The sequence below is a fragment of the Streptomyces sp. NPDC002730 genome (assembly GCF_042888805.1).
Lineage (GTDB): Bacteria > Actinomycetota > Actinomycetes > Streptomycetales > Streptomycetaceae > Streptomyces.
This window is the reverse complement of record NZ_JBIAQG010000008.1, coordinates 17,840-41,060: the sequence shown is the minus strand read 5'-3', so window position 1 is coordinate 41,060 and position 23,221 is coordinate 17,840. Positions and strand designations below refer to the sequence as shown.

Here is a 23,221-nt window from a genome sequence, read left to right as displayed (position 1 = left end):
GCCACGCGCCGTACGACCCAGGGGCTCATTCCGTCAGCTGCGCAGCGGGCCGTCGCAGGTGTAGTCGGCACTGCCGGCGCGGCCGTCCGTCCAGAGGTCGACCTTGCCGAAGTGGCAGTTCATATCGGCCAGGTTGGTGGACGCGGGGCGAGTCCGATCCAGGATGAAATAGTCGACCGTCTCGGACATGTCCTTGAAGATGCGGTCGGGGCTCGAGGCGTCGGTGAGGGTCGCGGTGATCCGGCCGGTGCAGACGAAGCGGAGCGTCGTCGGATCCGGTGCCGTCGCGCAGGTGGGACTGAGCTGGGTGGCGGTCGCGAAGGAAGCGCGGACGGCTTCCGCCGAGGAGTCCCTCAGCCGGTCGTTCGGATTGAACGTGGTGTTCGGCACGAAGAGCTTGTCCACCTGGGCGATCTGTACGTCCAGGAAGCTGTCGTACGCGCGCTGCAGCGCCGCGTCCCCGCCCAGGCGGTTCCGCCAGGCGTCGAAGCCGGCAGGGTCGTCGGCGCGCAGGTACCCGTACATCTCGCGGATCAGCGACGGCCGCTCGGTCCACAGGAACTCGAAGAAGGTGCCCGCGTAGTCGTAGAAGCGGAAGCCGTCCCCGTCGTAAGTGGCGTGCAGCAACTGCTGGACGGTCATGCGCGGTCCGCCGCCCGCTGTGTCCTCGATGACGCCCTGCACCAGTGACTTGCGCACGGCGATGCCGTCGTCGCGGGTGCCGCCGTCGAAGAACTCGGCCGTGCCTTCGTCCATCGCGGTCGTGCGGTCGTCCTGGTACCACGGTCCCTCACCGAAGTAACCGGGCACCGCCCAGCGGCCGTTGAGGTAGTGCGTGTACTCGTGACGGAAGAGCTCCTCCAGGGTGAGCGAGGAGTCCTGCGGAACGCGCCGCTGGTAGGTGTAGAAGGTCGCGCCGCGCTCGATGTAGATGCCGCCGTTGTTGGTACCCATCCCGGTGAGCAGCGGGTGGTACGTCTCGTAGTCGGCGCGCGAGGCGTAGAGCACGATGTTCAGCGAGGTGTTGGTGTCACCGGCGAGCGGCGCGTCGGTGCCGAGGACGCGGTGGAACTGCGCCTTGACCTGCTTGCTCGCGTAGTAGAGCTGATCGACGGTGGCCCGGGCCAGCCCGGTACGGACCTTTATGGCGCCGTTGTCGTAGCTGTAGGTGTACGGGAAGATGCGGCGCTCGATGTCGTCCTTGCACACCCCGTACGGCTTGCATGCCTCGTAGAAGTTGAGCCAGCCCGCCACCTTGGCCCAGGGCTGGCTGCCCTCGCCGAAGTTGCGCGTGGTGGCCGGCAGCAGTGCGCCCAGGCCCGAGACGGTCTCGGTCTTCAGTGCCTCGATCTGGCCGAAGCGGCCGTACTCGCCGAGCGCGTCCCGCACCACCCACTCGTTCGCCGTGCCCTTGAGATGGGTGTATCCGGCGAACTTCTTGAAGGCGTTTCGGTAGGTCGCGTTCCGGGTGACCAGCGTGCGGAAGGAGGTGTCGTTGTTGCCCGGGTAGATGCCCAGGTAGTTGACGGAGAGCCCGGCGAGCGCGGCGCCGCCCCACGCCGGGTCCTTGTAGGTGGTGGTGTGGTACTGGTCCAGGGTGGCCAGCACCTTCTGGATCAGGCCGAGCTGGGAGTGGCGCAGCCCCGGGCCGCTGCCCGCGTAGAGACCTTCGCGCAGGGTCTCGGCATTGGTGCGTGTCACGGTGAAGGAGCGGGCCGCCGTCCCGAAGGCGTTGATGGCGCGGCGCATGGCCTCGGTGGTCGGGGCGTCGGTGACGTCGATCTCGCCGCGTGAGAAGTCGTGGTAGACCACAGCGTGGAGGTAGGTGAACATCTCCAGGAGATGACTGCCGTTCTTCCCGTCATGGGCCGGGGAGAGCGTGGATATCCGTCGGGAGACGGCCTGGACGTGGGCATCGGACATGACGGGGGCGAGGCGGGCGTCCCAGGTCCAGATGAGGTTGCGCAGACAGCCGTCGGCGGTGACGGCCGGATCGGCGAGGAAGCCCGCGAACTGCTCCGGGCTCAGACGGGTGATGCCGTCCAGTGTGCAGGGAACTGCGAGAGCGCCGGCCGCCGACTTTGCCGTGCCTGCCGTACGGGCGCCGGGGACACGGCCCTCCGGCAGCCCGCCGGGCGCGGGCGCGGTACGGGTCGTGAAGGTGGGTGCCGTGGCGAGGCGTTCCACCTCGTCCTGCTGGTTGTGGCGTTCGACAGCCCCGGCGGGAGCGGCTGCCCGCTTCGGCTGGACGGGCGCCGCCGAGGCCTGGCCGAGCGGTGCGAGGGGGGCCAGCAGAGCTGCGGCCGTTATCACCGCGGCCAGCAGGGGTCTGGGGGCGTATCTGTTTCGAGACACCGATGTCTCCTGAGGGGGGTTGGGGATGAAGTGCCGTGTCACAGGCGGGAGTTGAGGTGAGAGAGACCAGGTGCCGCCATGTGATGTGTAACGTAGTAATGTGAAATTGCACTGCACAACCCCTGTGCACTCTCCACTTCGCCGGAACCTTGTCCCAGGGAGACGAATCCGATGACCGAACAGGCGCTCCGCACCGGAAGTCACGACCTGACGCCTTCCGCCGAGTTCCAGGCCGCCATGGCCCGCGACTGGGCCGCCAGCCCGCTGCCCGGCGAGCTCCTTCTGCCCGCCGCCCGGTTCACCCCCTCCCGCCGCGACCGGCTGTCCGCCCGCTTCCCCGGCGAACGACTGATGATCCCCGCGGGTGGGCTCAGGGTCCGTTCCAACGACTGCGACTACCGGTTCCGCCCGCACAGCGCGTATGTCTGGCTGACCGGACTGACCGGCGAGGACCAGGCGGGGCATGTGCTGGTGCTGGAGCCGTCGGGGCCGAACGGCCACGACGCCGTGCTCTACGTCCGGCCCCGCTCCCCGCGCGACGACAGCGAGGAGTTCTACCGGGACCGCCGCTACGGCGAGTTCTGGGTCGGCCGGCGCCCCGACCTCGGCGAGGTGGAGCGGATGACCGGCATCCCCTGCGCGCACCTGGACGCGTACGGAAAGCTGCCTCCCGGCCGGGACGCGTCACACGACGCCGAACTCGCCTCCGTGCTGAGCGAATTGCGGCTGATCAAGGATGCCTGGGAAGTGGACCAGCTTCAGCTGGCAGTCGACCACACCGCGTCCGGTTTCGAGGACGTTGTCAGGGCACTGCCGCGTGCACTCTCGCATCCGCGCGGTGAGCGCTGGATCGAGGGGGTCTTCGGACTGCGCGCCCGCGCCGAGGGAAACGGCACGGGTTACGACACCATCGCGGCATCCGGCGCGCACGCCTGCGTACTTCACTGGATACGTAACGACGGCGCGCTGGACCCGCAGAAGCTACTGCTGCTCGACGCGGGCGTGGAGACCGACTCCCTCTACACCGCCGACATCACCCGCACCCTTCCGCTGTCCGGGCGGTTCTCGTTCCTCCAGCTGCAGGTGTACGAGCTGGTGCTGGCAGCCCAGGAAGCGGGAATGGCCGCACTCAGGCCCGGAGCGAGCTTCCGGGACTTCCACCGGGCGGGCATGCGGGTGATCGCCGAGGGACTGGCCGAGTGGGGAGTTCTGAAGAGCCCGGACGGCGATCTGCACCGGCGCTACACGCTCTGCAGCAGCGGCCACATGCTCGGACTCGACGTCCACGACTGCGCGCAGGCCCGCGTCGACACATATCTGGACGGTGTACTGGAGGAGGGCAATGTGCTCACCGTGGAGCCGGGCCTGTACTTCCAGCCGGACGACGAGACGCTGCCGGCGGAGCTGCGCGGCATCGGAGTACGGATCGAGGACGACCTGGTGATCACCGAGGATGGGGCACGGCTGATGTCCGGTGCGCTGCCGCGGACACCCGAGGGGATCGAGTCCTGGATGGGCGCGCTCCTGGAGGGCTGACCTCCGTGCCATGGCGGGCGTCCGGCCGATCTCCGCAGGACCTTGGCAGGCTAAATACCATGTGACATATTACTCGCGTGTCACAGCAAAATCCCCGGCCGTCGTCATCGGGGCCGGGGTGGTCGGCGCCGCCGTCCTCGCCACTGAGCCCGTGCCGCGCAGGGTGCGCCACAAGGTGTACGCGGCGGACTGTGTGGCCGATATGGCCAGCGGTTCGGCCGCGCTCCAGACCTCGGCCGTGGTCGAGGGCGCGCCGGCGGGCCCGATCCCGATCGGAGCGAGCCGCGAACACGAGCCGCCCCGTCGCCGTCGTTCCCGGAGGGGGAACCGGCGGCCCGGGCGATCGCCGCACGGCTGTGCGGCACACCGGCCGTCACCGAGACGCTGCGCCGCCGCCGGGCCCGGATGCGCGCCTTCGCCGAGCCGATGGGCGCCGCCCACGCTCCCGGTCCGGGGTGGGCCCGGCTGACTCACCGAAGACACCGACGTCTGCCGCTGCGAGAAGGTCACCGCTGGCCGGATACGTGCGGCTGTGGACGACCTCGGCGCCCGCGACACGCGCAGCGTCAAGCTCATGACGCGCGGGCATGGGCCGGCGCCAGGGCCGTACGTGCGGCGAGGCCGTGGCCTGCCTCGCAGGCGGAACCGAGTCCCCCGAACGCCGGCCGCTCGCCACGCCGGTCCCGCTCGATGTACCGACCGGCTCGACCCCGCCGACTGAACCAACTCTGCGAACCCTTGCACACCCCGCAGGAGTCTTAATAAAATGTCACACCTCATCGAAGGGGACTTCATGACCTCCCGCTCCTGGAGCAGCGCCCACCCGTGGCGCGGCATCATGGTCGCCACCGCGCTCCCGCTGCGCGACGACCTCTCCGTCGACTTCGACGCGTACGCCGAGCACGTCGCATGGCTCATCGCGAGCGGCTGCGACGGCGTCGTCCCCAACGGATCCCTCGGCGAGTACCAGACGCTCACCGACGACGAGCGGGCCCGCGTCGTCCGCGTCGCCGTGGATGCCGCCGGTGACGGAGCCCGGGTCATGCCGGGTGTCGCCGGCTACGGAAGCGCCGAGGCCCGCCGCTGGGCCGACCAGGCGGCCGAGGCCGGCGCCGGCTCGGTCCTGCTGCTGCCGCCCAACGCATACCGCGCCGACGACCGTGCCGTACGCGCCCACTACGCGGAGGTCGCCCGGAGCGGACTGCCGGTCGTCGCGTACAACAACCCCCACGACACAAGGGTCGACCTCACCCCCGAGCTGCTCGCCCGACTGCACGGCGACGGCAGCATCGTCGCCGTGAAGGAGTTCAGCGGCGATGTCCGCCGCGCGTACGAGATCGCCGAACTCTCCCCCGACCTCGACCTGTTGGTCGGTGCCGACGACGTCCTGCTGGAGCTCGCCGTCGCCGGAGCCGTCGGCTGGATCGCCGGCTATCCGAACGCCTTCCCGACCACCTGCACAGAGCTCTACCACGCCGCCGTCGCAGGCGACCTGGACACCGCGCTGCCCCTCTACAAGTACCTGCACTCACTGCTGCGCTGGGACTCCAAGGCCGAGTTCGTCCAGTCCATCAAGTTGTCCATGGACATCGCCGGGCGCCGCGGCGGCCCGGTCCGGCCGCCACGCTTCCCGCTCACCGGCGCCGCCGAGGCCGCTGTGCGCGCCGCCACCGAGAAGGCCGTCGCCGACGGCCATCACTGACCACAGGGGCCCACGCATGCGTACTCGCAATGTCTTCCATGCCGTCGACTCGCACACAGAGGGCATGCCGACCCGTGTCATCACAGGCGGCGTCGGCGTCATCCCCGGCGCCACCATGGCCGAGCGGCGCCTCCACTTCATCGAGCACCTGGACCACATCCGCACGCTTCTGATGTACGAACCCCGCGGCCACGCTTCGATGAGCGGCGCGATCCTTCAGCCGCCCACGCGTCCCGACGCCGACTACGGAGTCCTCTATATCGAGGTCTCCGGACTGCTGCCGATGTGCGGGCACGGCACCATCGGCGTCGCCACCGTTCTGGTGGAGACCGGCATGGTGCCCGTGACCGAGCCGGTCACCAGGGTCCGCCTGGACACCCCGGCCGGTCTGGTCTCCGTGGACGTACACGTCGAGGACGGCGCGGCAAAGTCCGTCACCCTCACCAATGTGCCCGCCTTCTGTGCCGGCCTGGACCGCGCGGTGGATGTGCCGGGGTACGGGAAAGTGACGTACGACCTCGCCTTCGGCGGCAACTTCTACGCCTTCGTCGAACTCGACGCGCTGGGACTGCCCTTCGACCGGGCTCGCAAGGACGATCTGCTGGCCGCCGGACTGGCAATCATGGAGGCCATCAACACCGCCGACCGACCGGTCCACCCGGAGCAGCCGGAGATCGGCGGGGTCAAGCACGTGTATCTCGCCGCACCCGGCTCGGACGGGCACCGGTCACGGCATGCCATGGCCATCCACCCGGGCTGGTTCGACCGTTCCCCCTGCGGGACCGGCACCTCCGCCCGGATGGCGCAGCTGCACGCCCGCGGCCGGCTGCCGCTGCACCGCGACTTCGTCAACGAGTCCTTCATCGGGACCGAGTTCACCGGCCGGCTGATCGAGGAGACCACCGTGGGCGGACTGCCCGCCGTGGTGCCCACGATCACCGGCCGTGCCTGGATCACCGGCACCGCCCAGTACTTCCTCGACCCGGACGACCCGTTCCCCGGAGGCTTCCTGCTGTGACCACCGCCGCCGTTCCGGATCAATGCCGCGTCCGCCGGCGTCGACTTCCATGTGCCGTTCGCGGTGCGCAGTCCTCCGGCCGTGGGACCGCGCGAACAGGACCGCGCGACCCTGGAGTTCTACTCCCCCGGCCGCACCTACGTCCTCGCATCCACACCCTCGCACCTGCGAAAGCAACGTGACATTGTACCCTGGTGATCCGCGGCAGTACGGAAGGAACACCATGGGGCACCTGAAGCAGCGCAACCTCATCACGGCCCGGGAACGGCTGCGCGATCAGGTGGCCCACGCCCTGCGAGCCGCGCTCATTTCCGGCGAACTCCGCCCGGGCGAGGTCTACTCGGCGCCGGGGCTCGCGGAGGACTTCGGCGTCTCCGCCACCCCGGTGCGCGAGGCGATGCTCGACCTGGCCCGCGAAGGCCTCGTCGAGCCTGTACGGAACAAGGGGTTCCGGGTCACCGAAGTCAATGAGCGCGACCTCGACCAGTACACCGAGATCCGCACCCTGATCGAAGTGCCGATGGTCGGCCGGATCACCCGCAGCGCCTCCCGCGAGGACCTGGAAGCGCTGCGGCCGGTGGCCGACGAGATCGTCCGCGCCGCCCGCGAGCACGACCTCATCGGCTACCTGGAGGCCGACCGCCAGTTCCATCTCAGCCTGCTCGGCCTCGCGGGCAACGAGCGTCTCGTCGAGACGGTCGGCGATCTGCGCAAGCGTTCCCGCCTCTACGGACTGACGGCCCTGGACGAGCGCGACCAGCTGCTGCCGTCCGCCGAGGAGCACCTGGAGCTCCTCGACCTGATGCTGGCCGGTGACGCAAAGGCCGCCGAGGCCTGCATGACCCGGCACCTGGGCCATGTGCGCTCCCTGTGGGCGGAAGGCCGCAAGGACGCCGAACCCCCCGCAGCGCGCCGGCCCCGGCGGAAGTCCGCCGCCGCGGGCTGACAGCAGGGGAGCCCGGCGGACTTGTGGCCGCTGGGCCGCCCCGGCACTACGTGGACGTCAGTCGCCCAGATACGCGTTGCGGATCGAACGGCCTGACTCCTACGCGTTGTTCTACTTGCTCTCTTTGAAACACACCACGAATGACTCGGCGCCGACCTGGGTGAGGGAACCTGTCGCGCCGGTGACGTCCGAGCACGCGAGAGTGCCGGAGACCGCGTCCTTGACGGTCTTGAGCACGGTGTAGTCGGCGTGGGCATCCGTGCAGCCGAGCTTCTTGACCTCCGGGGTCTCTGTGGTCCCGGTGTTCTGGAAGCAGTCGCCCGCCTTCAGTGTCCCGGCGTCGTCCTTCGAGTCGTGCGGACCGAAGACGGAAAACGCCACCAACCCCGCGAGGACGACAACCAGCCCCAGCAGGACCAGACGGTTGCGCTTGCGGGGCGCGTCCGTAACCAACGCGATCGGCTCATGCAGGGGCGGAGTTGCGGACACGGGTGGTGCTACCTCCGACGGGGTGATGGGCATACAGGCGCAGGCGACCCTAGCAACCCACCCGTCACCCTTGTTGATCGCACCCGGTCGGGCCGGACGGGAGTATCTCCGGTCACGGGGACATGGAGGCGGCGAATCCTTCTCAGACCCGGCTGCTTCTGGGCCTGTTGTGAAAGTAGATCTTGGTTGTGGATGATCGCGCGTCATGCGGGTGTGATGCGCGAGCAGTCGTGGGCCCGGACCAGCGCAAAATGCCTGATCACAGGGGACGGACGAGTGTTATCGTCGCCCGCATGCCTGAACTGATCACACCCACAGGTCGGCTCCAGTCCTCATGGCTCGCGGCGCGTGACGAGTGGTCTCCAGGTGCCCATCAGGACGGGACCGGCTTGCGTCTCGCACCTGAAGCCGGCCTCGACAGCCCCGAGGTTTTCTCGGCGTGGGTTGAGCAACTGCAGCAGCAGTCGGACAGGTCAGTTGCCGTGGGAGAAGAGCGCGTCCATGCCACCCACTGGTGGATCGTCGAGGGCGACAGCTATCTGGGAGCCATCGATCTGCGGCACTATCTGAACGCCTTTCTGCTCGATGTCGGCGGGCACATCGGCTATAGCATCCGGCCCTCCGCCCGGAGACGCGGCTTGGCCACGTGGGCCCTCGGGGCGGTTCTACTCGAGGCCCGTGCGTTCGGTCTGGGGCGGGTCCTCGTCACCTGCGACGACGACAATGTCGGATCGGCGCGCAGCATCGAGCGCAACGGTGGCGTCTTGGAGGACGTCCGCACCACCGACGCGGGCATCAAGCGCCGCTACTGGATCACTCTGTAGGCAGTGGTGCAGCCGTGCTGGTTACAGCCACTCGTTGATGGCCGCGACCAGCACAGTCGCTTCGTAGCGGACCGCGAGTTTGTCATATCTGGTGGCCACAGCACGGTTGCGTTTGAGGCGATTGATGCCGCACTCGACCGCGTGGCGCTCGCGGTAGTCGGTCTTGTCGAAGCTCGGTGGCCGACCGCCGCGGGAGCCGAGCTTCTTGAGGTTGCGGATCTGGTCCTTCTTCTCCGGGATCGTGCAGCGGATCCCGCGTCGGCGCAGGTAGGAGCGGTTCTTCCGGGATCCGTACGCCTTGTCGGCGCGCACCTTGTCGGGCCGTTTGCGTGGACGCCCCAGACCCTGCCGAGGCACTCGGATCCGCTCCAGGACCGGCTCGAACTGTGGGGAATCCCCGCGCTGCCCGGCCGTGATCACGATCGACATGGGCTTTTGCCCCTGCTCGACCGCGAGATGGACCTTGGTGGTCAGCCCGCCCCGTGAGCGCCTGAGGCCATGGTCGTCCGGCTCGGTCTCGATGCCCCCGGGCGGCTCCCTCTGGAGATCCCCCTTTTGACCGCCCCGGCGGCGTGCTGATGGGCACGGCACACCGTCGAGTCGACGCTGACATCCCAGGTGATCAGCTCCATCGCGTCCGCCTGGGACTGCAGCGCGGTGAAGATGCGCTTCCAGGTACCGTCCCGTTGCCAGCGCCGGAACAGGTCGTAGACCCGGTCCCACGGCCAGTTCCGCTCGGGCACGTCCCGCCACGGCGTCCCTGCCCGGGTCCGCCACCGTATGTTGTTGATCAGCTGCCGCCTCGGCCATATCGGCGGCCGCCCGGACTTCTTGCCCTTCGGCAACAACGGCTCCAACCGGGCCCATTGTTCGTCCGTCAGATCGCCACGTGCCACAGCACGTGATCATTTCACGACCAAGATCTACTTTCACAACAGGCCCTACGCCCGACCTTGCTCGGGCTGTGGCGGCGCCGATTGCATCCGGAGGAGCGATTCACTCTATTACTCTACAATTGTCATGATTAGTTCCTATTGTTAAATTCGAGCTAACGCACCCCGAGGGGTGGCCGCGACGCTTAGGTCACTGCACTCGGAACCTGCCCTCGGCTGCCCAGTGGAGGATGCGATGGACACGACGTGGACGATCGTCATCATCGTGGTTGCCGTGATCGTTGTGGTCCTGGTTGCGCTGGCGGTGCGGAGCATGGCCCAGCGTCGACGACTTCAGGAGCGCTTCGGGCCGGAATATGAACGCACCGTCGAAGCCACGGACAGCCGTCGAGCGGCCGAGCGTGATCTGACCGCACGAGAGAAGCGCCACGAGAATCTGGAAATCCGGGCGCTGCCGTCGACCGTCCGGGACCGGTACGCGCGGGACTGGGCCAGTGTCCAGGAGCACTTCGTGGACAGCCCCGACCAAGCCGTGGGCCAGGCGGACCGGCTTGTCACCACCCTGATGAGCGAGCGCGGCTACCCGACCGAAGGGTACGAGCAGCAATCGCGCGACCTGTCTGTCGAGCATGCCCGCACGCTGGAGCACTACCGCGCGGCCCACGAGGTCAACCTACGCACCGGCAGCAGAGACACCTCCACAGAAGAACTGCGGAGCGCGATGGTCCACTACCGGGCGCTGTTCGAGGAACTACTGAAGGACGACACCACTTCATCGGATGAAGGACGCCGATGACCGGCGAGCATGGACAACATCCCGTCACTTACCAGTCCATGGAGGTGGAAGCGACATGCAGGGAGAAGGCGGATTCGGGCGCGAGGACCGTGTCGCACCCGGCGAGGAGAGGCTTTCCACTGAGGACATAGCCCGGCCCCAGACAGAGCCTGCGGAGCCACCGCCCCTGGACGACCCGATGCCAGTCTCCGATTCCGGCCGCGCGGAGCCGAGAAGCAGAATCACGGACGCGCCCGGTGACCAGCGGCCCGCCGCCCATGAGCCCGCCGGCTCGGGGCAGGAGGACACAGCTGTTCCACTCCTCGGGTCCCGGGAGGCGGAAGAGCTGCGTTCGCGGTGGAGCGAGATCCAGCAGGGCTTCGTCGATGACCCTCAGGAGTCCGTGCGGGCAGCAGACGGGCTGGTTGCCGAGGTCATGCAGCTGCTCGCTTCGACCTTCGCCGACCACAAAGAGAGGCTCGAAGGGCAATGGCACCAGGGGAATGAGGTCGCCACCGAGGATCTACGGATCGCCCTGCGGCAGTACCGGTCCTTCTTCGACCGCCTGCTCACCACCTAGATGAATGAGTCCGATGTTTGTGCTGGTCGCAACCATGGCGAAGGGCACCCGTTGGCTCGTGTGTGACTAGCATCCTCGACGCCCTTCCGCTCGGCTTTCCTTCCGCGCGGCACTGGATCCGCTTCGCACATGCCCGACTGGGACATCTCTTCCGCTACCTGCCCCAGCAATCGGCCTACAACAAGCGGCTCGACGCCGCGGGTCCGCTGATTGGCCGCGTGATCGGGGCCCTGGCCAAGCAGGTGCCGACCTGGCAGGACGACCTGAGGCTGATCGACTCCACGCCACTGCCCTGCGCAGCTTCCCGCGAGACCGTCAAGCCATCGAGCCGGCCGGGCACGCCGGATACGGCTACTGCCGCAGCCACTCCCGGTTCTTCGGCGCCAAGGTCAAACGATCTCTGATCGCATATGACCACTGAGAGCATTGGACTCACTCATCCAGGACTCTTGGGTAGGCAGAGCATGCGGCATCCTCGGACAGCCGGAAGGGAACGCCGGTGAGCTTCTCGGACAGCTCCCACAGCCGGCGGGCGGTGGTGGTGTCACGGATGGCGCGCTCCTGGTTGCGCAGGACGGGCTCGCCACGTAGCTGCAGCGGCCCGTCGGGCACGACATACGCTCCGCCCGGCAGGTCCGGGACGGTCGCGGCGTACAGGGAGGTCTTGGCGCCTTCGGGGGTTGGGCGGAAGGCGACGCGGACCAGCAGCCGGGTCAACGCTCCATAGAGTCGACCGCGGTTGCCGTTGGCGCCGCCGGTGAGAACGTTGGTGCGGGTGAGTCCGGGGGCGACGGCCACACTGCGCAGCCTCAGGCCGGCGGCGTCGGCGCGGCGTTGCAGTTCGGTGGCGAAGTAGAGATTGGCGCGCTTGGACTGCAGGTAGGCGAACACGGTGCGATAGCGGCGTTCGGCGTTGAGGTTGTCCAGGTCGAAGCGGGCGAACCGCTGGCCTTCGCTGCTGACGGCGACCACCCGCGGATCGGGCGAGGCGAGCAGATGGGGCAGCATCAGCCCGGTCAGGGCGAAGGTGCCCAGGTGGTTGATCCCGAACTGCGACTCGAAACCATCGGCGGTCCGGGCAAACGGCACCATCGCCACGCCGGCGTTGTTGACCAGCAGATCGAGCCGGTCATGGTCCCAGCCGTCGGCGAAGGCGCGTATGGAGGCAAGATCGGCCAGGTCGAGGAGGCGCACCTCGGCATGGGCGCCGGGTGCCTGGGCGAGCAGCCGATCCAGGGCGGCCTGCCCCCGTTGGGGACTGCGGCAGGCCAGCACGACATGGGCGCCCCGGCGAGCGAGCGCCTCTGCTGTGACCTGGCCGATGCCGCTGTTGGCTCCGGTCACCACCGCCAGGCGGCCGGATTGGTCGGGGATGGAGTCGAGGGTCCAAGTACGGGAGGCGCTGGGCATGGCCTTCCTTCTCCTAGGTTGAGGGCGTCCGGCGCGCAGCTGGACAGGAACCCACTCAATGCAACTTCCAGTTGCGATACGCTGGAGCCTGACACGTGAATGCCCGCTAACGCAACTGGGAGTTGCAATGGAGTTGGGTTCCTCCGGACCCGCCCGCCCGGTCGGGCGCGGCCGCAAGGCACAGGCGGCGGTGCGCGCCGCTACCCTCGCCGAGTTGCTGGACCGGGGATATGCCGAGCTGACCGTCGAGGGCGTGGCTCAGCGGGCCGGGGTGCACAAGACGACGCTCTACCGGCGCTGGAAGGACCGCGAGAGCCTGGTCGTTGACGCACTTGCCGAGCACTTCGCCGCCGACATCCCCACTCCGGACACCGGCGCCGTTGAGACCGACCTGCAAGCGCTCGCGCGGGCGCTCGTGCAGAGCATGACGGGCCCGGTGGGCAGGGCGGTGCAGACCACGATGTACTCCGACGCCGGCCGGCTGCCAGAGATCGCCGAGGCGCGGCGGCGGGTCTTCGCCGACCGGTTCCGGCGGGCCGAGCCCGTGGTCGCCCGCGCCATCGAGCGGGGCGAACTCCCGGCAGAGACCGATCCGGTCGAGCTGTTCAAAACGCTGGCCGCTCCGATCTACTTTCGGTTGCTGGTCAGTGCCGATCCGGTCGAGGAGGGCACCGCCGACCAGGCCGTGCGGATCACGCTCGCCGCCGCCCGCGCCGGCGTCCTGACACAGGGCTCCGCCGTAGCCGTCAAGGCGACCGAAGCGGACGCCGGTCAGGCGTGAAGGGCAGCGTGGCCCTGACCAGCCGACTGGGAAACGATCACGGCTATCGCGGGAAACGGTCCAGGCCGGTAGTCACACACAGGCCAAACGGGCGCCCTTCGCCACGGCCGCGGCCAGCACAAACATCGGACTCATTCATCTGGTCGGCAGGACTCCGTCAGGTCTTCCCGACTACTTTCTCGGGGAGCATGCGGGACCTGTGGATCTGCGCCAAGTAGAGGGTATGCGGCTTGAGTTGGCGGATTTCGTGGCTGGTGTGTTCGTGTCGGCGCCGCGACGGATCGCTGAGCGGAGGGGTCCGTTGATCGGTCCGGGTGCCTGGGTGGTCGATGATGTGTCGTTTCCCAAGGACGGCCGTATGCCGGTCGGCGTCGCCCCGAAGTACTGCGGAGCCTTGGATAGACAGGCCAACTGCCAGCTCGCCGTGAGCGTGCACGCGACTCCCGACGTCTCCGCCACCACGGCTAGCCGACGCTCCGAGCCCGGGACCGCCGCCGGGCCGTCCGGCGCTTGAGCGCCCGGCGCTCGTCCTCGCCTAGTCCGCCCCACACACCGGAGTCCTGACCGTGCTCCATGGCCCACTCCAGGCACCGCTCCTGGACCGGGCACCGGCGGCAGACGGACTTGGCCTCGGCGACCTGAAGCAGGGCCGGGCCGGTGTTGCCGACGGGGAAGAACAGGTCGGGGTCTTCGTCGAGGCATACCGCCTCATGACGCCAGTTCTCGTTCTCCACGGGAGTTCCTCCTCCACTCGCAGACGATTGTCGGTTCCCTTACGGGTCGCCGACGATCGCGCGCTGAAACTGCCGAGGCGCATGCGAATGCTGGACTGTCCGAAATCCGGCCGGTGCGCACCGAGGATCCCGCCCGGTCGGCCGGCATCGGCCGGCACCGGAGGGTTGTCCCGTCGAGTCTCGTTCCTGCGCTCTCCTTTCGGCCGCGGGGGCGTGTAGCAGCGGCGGCGCCGCGGGAGCAGGTGCCTGCTCAGGACGGCCGGAGGGTCGACCTTGTCTTCGCTGCCGGGCGGGACCCTATGCCTCGACGCGCAGCAGCAGCTTGCCGGTGCTCGTGCGGCTGCCCATCAGCCGGTGCGCCTCGGACGCTTCGGCGAGCGGGAACTCTGCGGTGACAGGGAGTTCCACCGTGCCGTCGGCGGGCCGTACGGAAGGCTCGTTCGGCGAGCTCGCGCAGCGCGTCCGGTGCCGTTTTGGCCAGGGACAGGATGGAGAAACCTGTGAGGTACAGCTCGGGCTGGCCCTCATGGCAACCGACATGCGCGAGTGGCGCAATACAGGATGCCGTCGACACGAAGGCGCGCCGGGCGGCGTCCCATCTGCTGACGGCGGCGACGGGCTGAGAGGTTTTCAGCCCGTATCCCAGCTACGGTCCGTCGGGCTCCGGCCAGGAGTACCCTGGACCTACTGAGGACACTTCGTACACCAGCTTTCACGCTGGTGTCGTTTTCGGCGATTCACGACACCGGGCCGGTATGACCGGCCCGGGGCAGGGTCCGCGTCATGACCGCAACCATGTTGGACAGACCGGCGGTCGAAGACCGGGCCTCTTCGCTGCCCCTCCGACTCATGCTGGCGCCGGCCGGCGCCGCTCCGGCTCTGATCGACGGTGCGTGGTGGCCGCGTTCCCGCGACTTGACGGCGGAACTCCCCGCGCTCACCGCACTACTTGACCCGCTGTGGGGGCGGATCACCCGCGTCACGGTGAACCCCACGTTCTGGCCGGTCATCCCACGGAAAGTGCCCGTCGCCGGGCATGTGGTGCATGTGGGCTGGTTCAAGGCCGAGCAGGACCCGCACAAGCTGCTGCTGCTCTCCTACACCACCGGCCGCTGGGACCTGCTGGTGATCCCACCGGAGACGGGCCCGGCCACAGCCGCCCGGCTGATGGCCGCGGCCACTGATCCATCGCAAAGTCTCACCGCGAGCGGCCTGATACAGGAGGCAGAGCTCTTCCGAATCGCGGCAGAGGCCGACTGGGACTCGACCCGCGAGACGGTCTGGGACTCCGAAGGCGGCCATGACAGCCGCCGCCCGGCCTCTACCCCCGCCGAGGCAGTCATCGACCACCTGGCGACTCCGGCGGAAGGCATGTGAGGGGCATGGAGATCTTCGCGACGGTGATCGTGCTTCTGGCGATGATTGCCGTGGGCGTCCTGGCGATTCAGCTGTTCACTACGCGCCACGACGATCGCATCGCGACCTTGCCCTCCGGCCGTGCCCGGCCGCCGGGCAAGGGTTCAGGGCGGACCGCCGCAGCACGCAGCGCGACGAGCGGACTGTGGCGGCTCCGGCCGTGGCGTCGCACACGGCAGTGAGTCGTGAGAGCGCGGGGAGTGAGTCGCGGGAGCGCGGGGAGTGAGTCGTAGATCTGAGTCACCACGCACAACCGGTCGCCCCCCAAGCCCCCGATGCTCCCCCGGCGAAGCAGACGCCGGCGCTGAGCGAGGCGATGCCTTCCCTCATCATGTCGGCGGCTCCGAACGCGACTCCGCAGCAGATTGCCCTTCGGCCGTGCCGAGCGTGCCCGGATCAGGCATTCAGGACCCGAAGCAGCAGACCAGACTCCGCGGGAGAGCCGTACGGCGGAGTACATGGCCCCACTCGCTTCGCGGCATTCAGTACGCCCGGGGCGCCCCGGTCACCGACACGTCGACCGGGGTTCACGCCGCCTCGCCACGCGCGGCAAAGCCACCGGCCGCCGCACTTCGCGGTTTGTGCCCAAGTGCCGTGCAGTACAGCAGATATGCGCACGCGGCACCGGTTCCTGTCGGGAAACGCCCAGTCAGTGAGAATGGCTGGCTGCCAGCCGTCCATGGCCCGGGTCAAGGGCTACTCTGCTGTGTAGACGTCCCAGACCCCGGCGGCATGTTGCTGTTCAGCACAGATGTCTGCGGGGAGCGGATCCTGAGTCCGGTCGCCCGGCGCATCCCCTGGTGGGTCCCGATCCTGGTGCACAGGCTGTTGGACCGGCCATTCGCCCGCCTCCGCCGAAAGTACGCCCCTACCGTGAGCGCACCAGGAGGAGCCGGAAATCCGGCTCCGCCGCTTGACTGTGCCCGGCGGGTCCCCCTGAAACCGAGGCGTCATGCCCCTACCGCGACTGACCATCTACCGGCACGACAGCGAGAGCCGGGCGCTGATCACCCTGGCCGGTGAGATCGACCTGGAAACGGCGCCGCTTGTGCGCGAGACGCTGAAGCGCTGCCTGCGCGACGGCATCCGCACCGTCGACATCGACCTGACCCCCGTCTCCTTCTGCGACTGCAGCGGCCTCAACGCCTTCCTCGAGGCGTCGCAGCACACCACGACGGCGGGAGGGGCCCTGCAACTGCACTACCCGCCTCCGACGCTGGCTCGGCTCGTCGAACTCACCGGCTCCGGATTCCTGCTCCGCGGCCTTCCTGCCCTTCAAGGACCACCGCCTCGCCGGGAGGGCATCGTCGCAATCACTCCAGCCCAACTGCCTGCTCCTCTCCACTCGGCCCCCCATGGGCCTGCTTCGGCCGCCGCCACGGGCGGTGTGCTGTGACAGCCCGCCCTGCGCGAAGACGCCCGCGGGAGCGGGAAGATCACGCATCGTCCGCCATGAGCGCGATTCGCCTGCGCCGGCTCAACCGCTGGCAGGCCGAGGGCCTGAAGGAGGACCTGGCGGACCTGTACGTCGAGTCCACCGACACAGCCGCCGGCGAGGAGTACCGCAACCGCCAGGCCTTTCTGCGCCGCCTCACAGATGACGTCCGGAGGCCGGGGTTCGCCATGCTGATCGCGGAGACCACCACACTGGCCGGTTGCGCCTTCGGATTCCCCGTACGGCGCGACGGCTCCTGGTGGCGTGGCTTCGACGGAACACTGCCGCAGAGCATCGAGCAGCTCACAGCGTCCGGGCATGTCTTCGCCATCACCGAGATCGTGGTCCACCCGCACGAGCAGGACCGCGACCTCGCCCGCCGACTGCAGGAGCGACTGCTCGCCGACCACCAGGCGTCGCTCGGCGCGACCCTGGTGGATCAGGCCGACCGCGCAACGTATGCCGCCTTCCAGTCCTGGGGATGGCAAGAGATCGGAGAAGTGCGCAGACCGCCCGGCCCGGCAGTGACACGGGCGCTGGTCCTGGCCCTTGGGGAGCGAACAGCGGCCACTCCGGACGGCCTCGCGCACAATGCCCGGACTCAACGGCCGGAGCGATGACCGGCAACCGGTCGGCACGGATCCGCATGCTTGCGGCCGAGCAGGCGGCCCTGCGTGGTGCCCGGGTCGGCGTGGTGGATGTGTGCACCGCCGCCGTGGCGGCCCTGCCGGTCGGCGGGGCCGGGGTGTCCGCGATGTCCCGGACCGCAGCCAGTCACCCCTTGTGCAGCACCGACGACATCAGCGAGCAGCTGGAAGAACTGCAACTCACCCTCGGTGAGGGGCCGTGCGTGGACGCCTTCACCCTCGGCACAGCCGTTCTGACACCCGATCTGCGCGCCGGTGAGGTGCGGGGCCGCTGGCCCGTGTTCGCCGATGCGGCCCTGGAGGCCGGAGCGGGCGCGGTCTTCGCACTCCCTCTGCAGATCGGGGCGATCAGTCCGGGAGTTCTTGACCTCTACTCCAGCCTGCCCATCGAGCTGACCGCGGAGGAGCTGGCCGATGCCATGGCTTTCGCCGACACTGCGACCCTGGTCCTGCTCGATGTGCAGATCGAAGAGTCGAATACGCCACCCGTCGGGATCCCACCGGACGGGCCTTCCGAAGACCTGGGCAGGTACCGGGCCGAGATCGACCAGGCCACCGGCATGCTCACGGTGCAGCTCGAAGTCGGCATCGAGGAGGCATTCATCCGGCTGCGCGCCCACGCCTACGCCCACGGACGCCGGCTCGCCGAGGTAGCCGCCGACGTGGTCGCCCGCCGACTCCAATTCCCCCCGGACACAACCGCGGACACGGACACAGACGCGGATCAGGCCGACGAGGATCCCTGACGCAGGAGCCGACCAATGAACGTGCTCACTTCCCGCCCCTCCCCGGCGGGAGTAGCTTCGACAGAGGGTGTACACGATGAATGATCAGCTCCTTGCCAAGACATTCGTCGAACTGGCCGACAACCTGGTCGCCGACTTCGACCTGATCGACTTCCTGCGCCTGCTCACCGACCGCTGCGTCGGCATGCTCGGCGCCAGCGCGGCCGGCGTGCTGCTCGCGGACCGGGACGGCGAACTCCGCGTCATGGCCGCCTCCAGCGAACAAGTACGCCTGCTCGAGCTCTTCCAGCTCCAGAACGACGAAGGTCCCTGCCTGGAGTGCTTCCGCACCGGCGCACCCGTGACAGTCCCCGACCTGAGCAGTGAGGCCGACCGCTGGCCGCGCTTCGTCGAGCAAGCCCACCACACCGGGTTCGCGGCGGTCCAGGCCCTGCCGATGCGTCTGCGGGACGAAGTCGTCGGCGCCCTCAACCTCTTCCGCACCCACCCCGGCCCCTTCGACCCGGCCGGCACACCCATCGCACAAGCCCTGGCCGACGTCGCCACCATCAGCCTCCTGCAACAACGCTCCACCCACCGCAGCAACGTCCTCAACGAACAGCTGCAGACCGCGCTGAACAGCCGCGTCCTGATCGAACAAGCCAAAGGCAAGCTCGCCGAACGCCAGGGCATCGACATGGAACAGGCCTTCACCGCACTACGCGGCTACGCCCGCGCACACAACCGCCGCCTGTCCGACGTCGCCCGCGCCTTCATCGACGGAACCGAACCGCTCACCGGCCTGAGCACCTGACCACGGTCACGGAAGCTGTCGCCTGCCGCGAGATCCGCCCGTCACCGTGATTGCACTTCACACCAAGCAGCCCGAGCCCCCGGCCGCGACACCACACGACACGGCCGAGGAGCCCCGGATGTCCCTCCGTACGAAAGCCGCAACACGGCCCGACGCACGACCCGAATCACGACCCGACGCAGCGCCTCAGGCGCCGGACGCATACGACGGTACGGCGCCTTTCCCGCTGGGTGACGATGTGCCCCCACGCTCGCCCGCCCAGCGCGGGCAGTTGGCGGTGACCGCACTCATCGTGATGTTCCCCTTCCTGGCCCTCCTCCTCGGCGGCTGGCTGCTGTGGGGACGGCTGATCGGGCCCGCCGATGTTCTTCTCGCCCTCGCCTTCTACGGGTTCACCGGTCTGGGCGTCACCGCCGGCTTCCACCGCCTGCTGACCCACCGCAGTTTCACCGCCTCCCCCGCGCTGCTCCTCGTGCTCACCACGGCCGGGTCGATGAGTTTCCAGGGCGATGTGATCGGGTGGGTCGCCATCCACCGCCGCCACCATGCCTTCACCGACCGGCCCGGCGACCCGCACTCACCGTTCCGCTACGGCACCAGCCTGCGCGGACAGCTCCGCGGCCTGGCCCATGCCCACGTCGGATGGCTGTTCCAGGCCGACACCACGCCTGCCGGCCGCTACGCCCCCGACCTGCTCGCCGACCGCTCCATGCGCGCGCTCTCGCGCGCGTTCCCCGTGCTGTGCCTGCTCTCCCTCACGCTGCCCTTCGCGGCCGGCTGGGCCATCGGCGGCACCGTGCGCGACGGGCTGACCGCGCTGCTGTGGGCGGGCCTTGTACGCATCGCCCTGCTCCAGCACGTGACCTGGAGCGTGAACTCGCTCTGCCACATGATCGGCGAACGGCCCTTCCGTACCCGCCGCCATGACCGCGCGACCAACCTCTGGCCGCTCGCGCTGCTCTCGTTCGGGGAGAGTTGGCACAACCTCCACCACGCCGACCCCACCTGCGCCCGCCACGGCGTCGACCGCGGCCAGCTCGACCCGACCGCCGCCGCCATCCGCCTCTTCGAACGGCTCGGCTGGGCGACCGATGTGCACTGGCCGGTCCCCGCCCGCCTCGACGACCGCCGCCGGTGAACGGTCACAGGCGGCGCCACCGCGCTGAGGCGAAGGAGAAGACGCCGAAGAGAATCAGTCCGACCGCGACGGCGACCAGGAGCCACGGCCCCATCGGGGTGTGCGTGAAGCTGCGGAGCGTCGCGTCCATGCCCTTGGCCTCGTGCGGGTCGAAGCGGACCGCCGCAACCAGGATGAAGATCCCGGCTGCGGCGAACACAGTGCCGCGCGCCACGCCGCCGCCCACACCCAGGCCGGTCACGACCTGCCGCGTGCGGCGGCTCATGGCCGCGGCGTCCAACTGCCGCAGGAAGCGCCGCAGCGCCGCCCGTACGGCGAGCACCGCGCCGATGCCGATCAGGAGACAGCCCGCGGCGCCCACCAGCACACGTCCGTACGGCAGTTTCAGCGTCGATGCGGTCCAGTCCTGAGACTTCGCATCGCCGCTGGAGCCCTGGCCGCCCCCTGCGGCAAACGCGGCAGTTGCCCAGCAGACCGCGGCGTAGAAGAGGGCCCGGCCACCGTCCAACAGCCGGGAGGCGGCCTTCCGCCGAGGCCCCCTGGTCATCACCGCGCGGGCGCCCCGCCAGAGCGCCATACAGCCGAAGCCGACGACAAGCGCCCACAGCATCACCCTCCCGAAGGGCTGCTCCGCGACCTGGCGAAGCGCGCCCTGGCGATCAGCTTCCTCGCCACCGCTCCCCAGAGCGATCCTGACGGCCAGCGCGCCGATGAGGACATACACGACGCCCCGGGCGACAAAGCCCGCCCGCCCTGCGACGGTCAGGGTCTCCTGCTCCGCGGAGTGGCCGGTCATGGATCTCGAAGCACGGGCCCGCCAGTGTGCGTAAGACGACGTCACGATGCCTCCCTCAGGTGTGGGCGCGCGGTACGCCTCCTGAGCCCCCGAGTGCCCCCGGCTGAGCGTCTGATGCACGCTGCTGGGCGGCGATGTGTTCGCCACCACCCACGACGCCACCACCCACGACGCCGGCTGCCGCGCGGGCGGCGCTGAGCTCGGGCGGCGTCGGCCCGTTGCCCGACCGAGGCTCCGTTGACACCTGCGGCCCCAGCCGCCGTGCACAACTCCCCAGCGATCCTGACCCGTTGACAGGGGTCTCCGCCCGGCGTTGACTGACTACGACGGCGTAGGGCTGTGGTGCTCCGGAACCCCCGGACAAAGCCTTCACCTTCGCTTCGCCCGGCCCCCGCGGAACGCAGGACATGCCCCTGTGACCGCGTGGAGGCGCAGCCATGCTGCTCTGGATACTTCTCCTTCTGCTGATCCTGGTTCTGTTCGGGTTCGGTTTCGCCTTGCAGATCCTGTGGTGGGCCGCAGTCGTACTGCTGGTCATCTGGATCGCCGGCTTCGCACTCCGCAACCGCGGCCGTAGCCGTGGCGGGCATCGGTACGCCCGCAGCCGCCGGTAGTCCGCACCAAGCCCTGTCCCACCCGCGAGCAGAGCGACCTGTACGGGGGGGGACCACGCGCGCGAACCCGTCCACTTGACGAGAAGGAACCGCCATGAGCGTTGGACAGAACATCAGGCACAAGGCACAGGAACTCAAGGGCCGGATCACGGAAAGCATCGGCCGGACCACCCGGAACAGGCGACTGCAAAGGGAAGGCAGGACCGACCGAGTCGCCGGGAACCTGAAGCAGTCCGCCGATAGGGCCAAGAAAGCATTCAAGCGGTGACCATGACCCCAAGGTGGCGCCCCGCCACATGGAGGTCACGTACGAACAGCACAAAGGCCCCCGGGACCACGCGGCGCCCTGGCCGGCGGGGGCGCCGGAGGCTTCCAAGGTACTGCTCAAGCGGATCACCGCCTTGTAGAGCATCGGCGCGGAGCCGGGTCCCGGCACGGACGTGCCGTCGCCGGGGCCGGGCGGCGCGTCATGCGGCTCCGGCGGGATGGGGCCGTCCGGCCCGGCCATCCTCGGCGGACCGACGCGCGTCAGCCAGCCGATCGCGGCTCATGTCCGGTCGGCGAGCACCCTGGGCATCTCCGCGCAGTTCTGGGCGACGGTATCGGCGAAGGCGCGGGCCAGTGGGCTCAGGGCGTCCCACCGGCGTACCGCCCAACCGGCGGACAGGGCGGGCAGTGCCGGAAGCGGGATCAGGCGGACGCTGTTGTGTTCGGCGCCGTGGCGGCCGGGCAGGGCGGGTACGACGGCGTGGCCGAGGCCGAGCTCCGCGAGGAGGATGGCGGTGTCCCAGTCGGCGACACCGGTGTCGGCGGTCCATCGGACTCCCAACTCCGCGAAGTATGCGTCGAGATGAGCTCGGGATGTCGAGTTCTCGGGGAGGCGGATCAGCTGCAGGTCCGCCAGGTCCGCGGGGTCCATATGGGTCTTGGCCGCCAGCGGGTCGTCGGCTTTGACAGCCAGCACCCAGGGCAGTTCGACAACGGGGCGCTGCTCGATGCCTCGGACCGGGGTCCCGATGGTGATCCAGGCGAGGTCCAGGTCGTGCGCGGCGAGCGCGTCGAAGCAGCTGCGGCTGGAGTTCTCCGTCTCGAACTCCAGGCTCACCTGGGGGTAACGCCGGCGGAAGTCGACGATGGCATCGGCCATGAAGTGCCGTACGGTCGTCGCTCCCGTGGTGATCCGCACCGAACCCCCGTCCCCGCGCACCAGGTCCTGGAGACGGCGCAGGGCGAGGTCGATGCCACCGATACCGTCGGCGGCCGCTGCCTGGAGGATGCGCCCCGCCGAGGTGGGCACAACACCACGTGGATGCCTCTCCAACAGGCTCACGTCCAGTTCCCGTTCCAGCCGTTTGACGTGCTGGCTCACCGCGGACTGCGTGCATGAGAGGTCGCGGGCCACCGCGCTGAGGCTGCCTGCTCTGCACACCGCAATGAAGACACGTAGATCGTCAAGAGTCACGAGGGTGAAGGTATCCCTTGGGGGTCTGCAAGGAAACCCGAGGATTGACTTGGGATTTCACCGTCACCGAAGATCGCTTATGGGCCCAGGGCGGCAACCTGTCCAGGGAATTCGTGACGGTCCGGACCGCC

At 69.0% G+C, this 23,221-nt stretch carries 25 protein-coding genes and 4 pseudogenes; 21 read left to right on the top strand and 8 right to left on the bottom strand.

Translation table 11 applies throughout. The features are described from left to right. Positions 1 to 33: 33 nt before the first annotated feature. Positions 34 to 2,355, bottom strand: a complete 2,322-nt coding sequence (locus ACFYXH_RS20945) for a collagenase (protein WP_389564900.1) — start codon at positions 2,353 to 2,355, stop codon at positions 34 to 36. A gap of 171 nt (positions 2,356 to 2,526) precedes the next feature. Between ACFYXH_RS20945 and ACFYXH_RS20940 the strand changes: the two genes are divergently transcribed. The 6 genes and pseudogenes from ACFYXH_RS20940 (at position 2,527) to ACFYXH_RS20915 (ending at position 7,557) form a co-directional block, all read left to right on the top strand. Next, a complete protein-coding gene (locus tag ACFYXH_RS20940) occupies positions 2,527 to 3,891 on the top strand; it encodes an aminopeptidase P family protein (protein ID WP_389564898.1) in 1,365 nt (454 codons plus the stop codon). Positions 3,892 to 4,024: 133 nt separating this feature from the next. Continuing rightward, positions 4,025 to 4,180, top strand: a pseudogene (locus ACFYXH_RS20935) (FAD-dependent oxidoreductase); the annotation flags it as partial. Between the two features lie 231 nt (positions 4,181 to 4,411). Further along, complete coding sequence (locus tag ACFYXH_RS20930; protein ID WP_389565777.1) at positions 4,412 to 4,612, top strand: hypothetical protein; 201 nt, start codon at positions 4,412 to 4,414, stop codon at positions 4,610 to 4,612. A gap of 72 nt (positions 4,613 to 4,684) precedes the next feature. After that, on the top strand, positions 4,685 to 5,593 hold the full coding sequence (locus ACFYXH_RS20925) for a dihydrodipicolinate synthase family protein (protein ID WP_389565774.1): 909 nt from the start codon (positions 4,685 to 4,687) through the stop codon (positions 5,591 to 5,593). A gap of 16 nt (positions 5,594 to 5,609) precedes the next feature. Continuing rightward, positions 5,610 to 6,611: a proline racemase family protein gene (locus ACFYXH_RS20920; protein ID WP_389564896.1), complete on the top strand. Its 1,002-nt coding sequence runs from the start codon at positions 5,610 to 5,612 to the stop codon at positions 6,609 to 6,611. A gap of 223 nt (positions 6,612 to 6,834) precedes the next feature. After that, positions 6,835 to 7,557, top strand: a complete 723-nt coding sequence (locus tag ACFYXH_RS20915) for a GntR family transcriptional regulator (protein ID WP_389564894.1) — start codon at positions 6,835 to 6,837, stop codon at positions 7,555 to 7,557. Between the two features lie 111 nt (positions 7,558 to 7,668). On the opposite strand, the gene ACFYXH_RS20910 is transcribed toward ACFYXH_RS20915, so the two are convergent. Further along, positions 7,669 to 8,046 carry a hypothetical protein gene (locus tag ACFYXH_RS20910; protein WP_385309748.1) on the bottom strand — a complete coding sequence of 126 codons (378 nt, stop codon included), beginning with the start codon at positions 8,044 to 8,046 and terminating at the stop codon, positions 7,669 to 7,671. Positions 8,047 to 8,339: 293 nt separating this feature from the next. On the opposite strand from ACFYXH_RS20910, the gene ACFYXH_RS20905 reads away from it, so the two are divergent. Further along, a complete protein-coding gene (locus ACFYXH_RS20905; protein WP_389564889.1) occupies positions 8,340 to 8,870 on the top strand; it encodes a GNAT family N-acetyltransferase in 531 nt (176 codons plus the stop codon). A 21-nt stretch (positions 8,871 to 8,891) separates the two neighbouring features. Here the strand turns inward: ACFYXH_RS20905 and ACFYXH_RS20900 are convergent. Further along, a protein-coding gene (locus ACFYXH_RS20900) for an IS5 family transposase (protein ID WP_389564886.1) occupies positions 8,892 to 9,766 on the bottom strand; the annotation gives its coding sequence in 2 pieces (ribosomal slippage) (positions 8,892 to 9,376 and positions 9,376 to 9,766; 876 coding nt in all). A gap of 232 nt (positions 9,767 to 9,998) precedes the next feature. On the opposite strand from ACFYXH_RS20900, the gene ACFYXH_RS20895 reads away from it, so the two are divergent. From ACFYXH_RS20895 to ACFYXH_RS20885, 3 genes and pseudogenes are all read left to right on the top strand, one after another. Next, the gene (locus tag ACFYXH_RS20895) at positions 9,999 to 10,559 is read left to right on the top strand and encodes a hypothetical protein (RefSeq protein WP_389564884.1); all 561 of its coding nucleotides are present in this window, start codon (positions 9,999 to 10,001) and stop codon (positions 10,557 to 10,559) included. 178 nt (positions 10,560 to 10,737) lie between these two features. Beyond that, entirely contained in the window at positions 10,738 to 11,118 is a 381-nt protein-coding gene (locus ACFYXH_RS20890; protein WP_389564881.1) for a hypothetical protein, read from the top strand. Between the two features lie 92 nt (positions 11,119 to 11,210). Then, a pseudogene (locus tag ACFYXH_RS20885) lies at positions 11,211 to 11,497 on the top strand (IS982 family transposase); the annotation flags it as partial. Between the two features lie 53 nt (positions 11,498 to 11,550). Here ACFYXH_RS20885 and ACFYXH_RS20880 read toward each other — a convergent pair. Next, positions 11,551 to 12,528, bottom strand: coding sequence for an oxidoreductase (locus ACFYXH_RS20880; protein WP_389564878.1), 978 nt, complete (start codon positions 12,526 to 12,528; stop codon positions 11,551 to 11,553). A gap of 127 nt (positions 12,529 to 12,655) precedes the next feature. Here ACFYXH_RS20880 and ACFYXH_RS20875 point away from each other — a divergent pair, with 127 nt between their 5' ends. Beyond that, complete coding sequence (locus tag ACFYXH_RS20875; RefSeq protein WP_389564876.1) at positions 12,656 to 13,309, top strand: TetR/AcrR family transcriptional regulator; 654 nt, start codon at positions 12,656 to 12,658, stop codon at positions 13,307 to 13,309. 262 nt (positions 13,310 to 13,571) lie between these two features. Next, positions 13,572 to 13,766, top strand: a pseudogene (locus ACFYXH_RS20870) (transposase); the annotation flags it as partial. 7 nt (positions 13,767 to 13,773) lie between these two features. Here the strand turns inward: ACFYXH_RS20870 and ACFYXH_RS20865 are convergent. Both ACFYXH_RS20865 and ACFYXH_RS20860 read right to left on the bottom strand, forming a co-directional pair. After that, positions 13,774 to 14,043: a WhiB family transcriptional regulator gene (locus tag ACFYXH_RS20865; protein WP_389564873.1), complete on the bottom strand. Its 270-nt coding sequence runs from the start codon at positions 14,041 to 14,043 to the stop codon at positions 13,774 to 13,776. 297 nt (positions 14,044 to 14,340) lie between these two features. Next, positions 14,341 to 14,566, bottom strand: a pseudogene (locus ACFYXH_RS20860) (zinc-binding dehydrogenase); the annotation flags it as partial. 260 nt (positions 14,567 to 14,826) lie between these two features. Here ACFYXH_RS20860 and ACFYXH_RS20855 point away from each other — a divergent pair. From ACFYXH_RS20855 to ACFYXH_RS20825, 7 genes are all read left to right on the top strand, one after another. Further along, a complete protein-coding gene (locus tag ACFYXH_RS20855) occupies positions 14,827 to 15,420 on the top strand; it encodes a DUF5994 family protein (protein ID WP_389564870.1) in 594 nt (197 codons plus the stop codon). A 5-nt stretch (positions 15,421 to 15,425) separates the two neighbouring features. Then, positions 15,426 to 15,641, top strand: coding sequence for a hypothetical protein (locus tag ACFYXH_RS20850; RefSeq protein WP_389564868.1), 216 nt, complete (start codon positions 15,426 to 15,428; stop codon positions 15,639 to 15,641). A 770-nt stretch (positions 15,642 to 16,411) separates the two neighbouring features. After that, positions 16,412 to 16,855, top strand: coding sequence for an STAS domain-containing protein (locus ACFYXH_RS20845; protein WP_389564866.1), 444 nt, complete (start codon positions 16,412 to 16,414; stop codon positions 16,853 to 16,855). 56 nt (positions 16,856 to 16,911) lie between these two features. Beyond that, positions 16,912 to 17,514 (top strand): hypothetical protein, encoded by a 603-nt coding sequence (locus tag ACFYXH_RS20840; protein WP_327327797.1) that lies wholly within the window; start codon positions 16,912 to 16,914, stop codon positions 17,512 to 17,514. Next, positions 17,511 to 18,287 carry a GAF and ANTAR domain-containing protein gene (locus tag ACFYXH_RS20835; RefSeq protein ID WP_389564864.1) on the top strand — a complete coding sequence of 259 codons (777 nt, stop codon included), beginning with the start codon at positions 17,511 to 17,513 and terminating at the stop codon, positions 18,285 to 18,287. The genes ACFYXH_RS20840 and ACFYXH_RS20835 overlap by 4 nt, the downstream gene beginning before the upstream one ends. A 76-nt stretch (positions 18,288 to 18,363) precedes the next feature. After that, positions 18,364 to 19,080, top strand: coding sequence for a GAF and ANTAR domain-containing protein (locus tag ACFYXH_RS20830; RefSeq protein WP_389564861.1), 717 nt, complete (start codon positions 18,364 to 18,366; stop codon positions 19,078 to 19,080). Between the two features lie 118 nt (positions 19,081 to 19,198). Then, positions 19,199 to 20,218 carry an acyl-CoA desaturase gene (locus ACFYXH_RS20825; RefSeq protein ID WP_389564858.1) on the top strand — a complete coding sequence of 340 codons (1,020 nt, stop codon included), beginning with the start codon at positions 19,199 to 19,201 and terminating at the stop codon, positions 20,216 to 20,218. A 4-nt stretch (positions 20,219 to 20,222) separates the two neighbouring features. On the opposite strand, the gene ACFYXH_RS20820 is transcribed toward ACFYXH_RS20825, so the two are convergent. Further along, positions 20,223 to 21,014 carry a DUF1206 domain-containing protein gene (locus tag ACFYXH_RS20820; RefSeq protein ID WP_389565771.1) on the bottom strand — a complete coding sequence of 264 codons (792 nt, stop codon included), beginning with the start codon at positions 21,012 to 21,014 and terminating at the stop codon, positions 20,223 to 20,225. Positions 21,015 to 21,451: 437 nt separating this feature from the next. Here ACFYXH_RS20820 and ACFYXH_RS20815 point away from each other — a divergent pair, with 437 nt between their 5' ends. Beyond that, entirely contained in the window at positions 21,452 to 21,628 is a 177-nt protein-coding gene (locus ACFYXH_RS20815) for a hydrophobic protein (RefSeq protein ID WP_389564856.1), read from the top strand. Positions 21,629 to 21,722: 94 nt separating this feature from the next. Then, complete coding sequence (locus ACFYXH_RS20810; RefSeq protein ID WP_389564853.1) at positions 21,723 to 21,896, top strand: CsbD family protein; 174 nt, start codon at positions 21,723 to 21,725, stop codon at positions 21,894 to 21,896. 279 nt (positions 21,897 to 22,175) lie between these two features. On the opposite strand, the gene ACFYXH_RS20805 is transcribed toward ACFYXH_RS20810, so the two are convergent. Further along, positions 22,176 to 23,090 carry a LysR family transcriptional regulator gene (locus ACFYXH_RS20805; protein ID WP_389564850.1) on the bottom strand — a complete coding sequence of 305 codons (915 nt, stop codon included), beginning with the start codon at positions 23,088 to 23,090 and terminating at the stop codon, positions 22,176 to 22,178. Between the last annotated feature and the right edge of the window lie 131 nt (positions 23,091 to 23,221).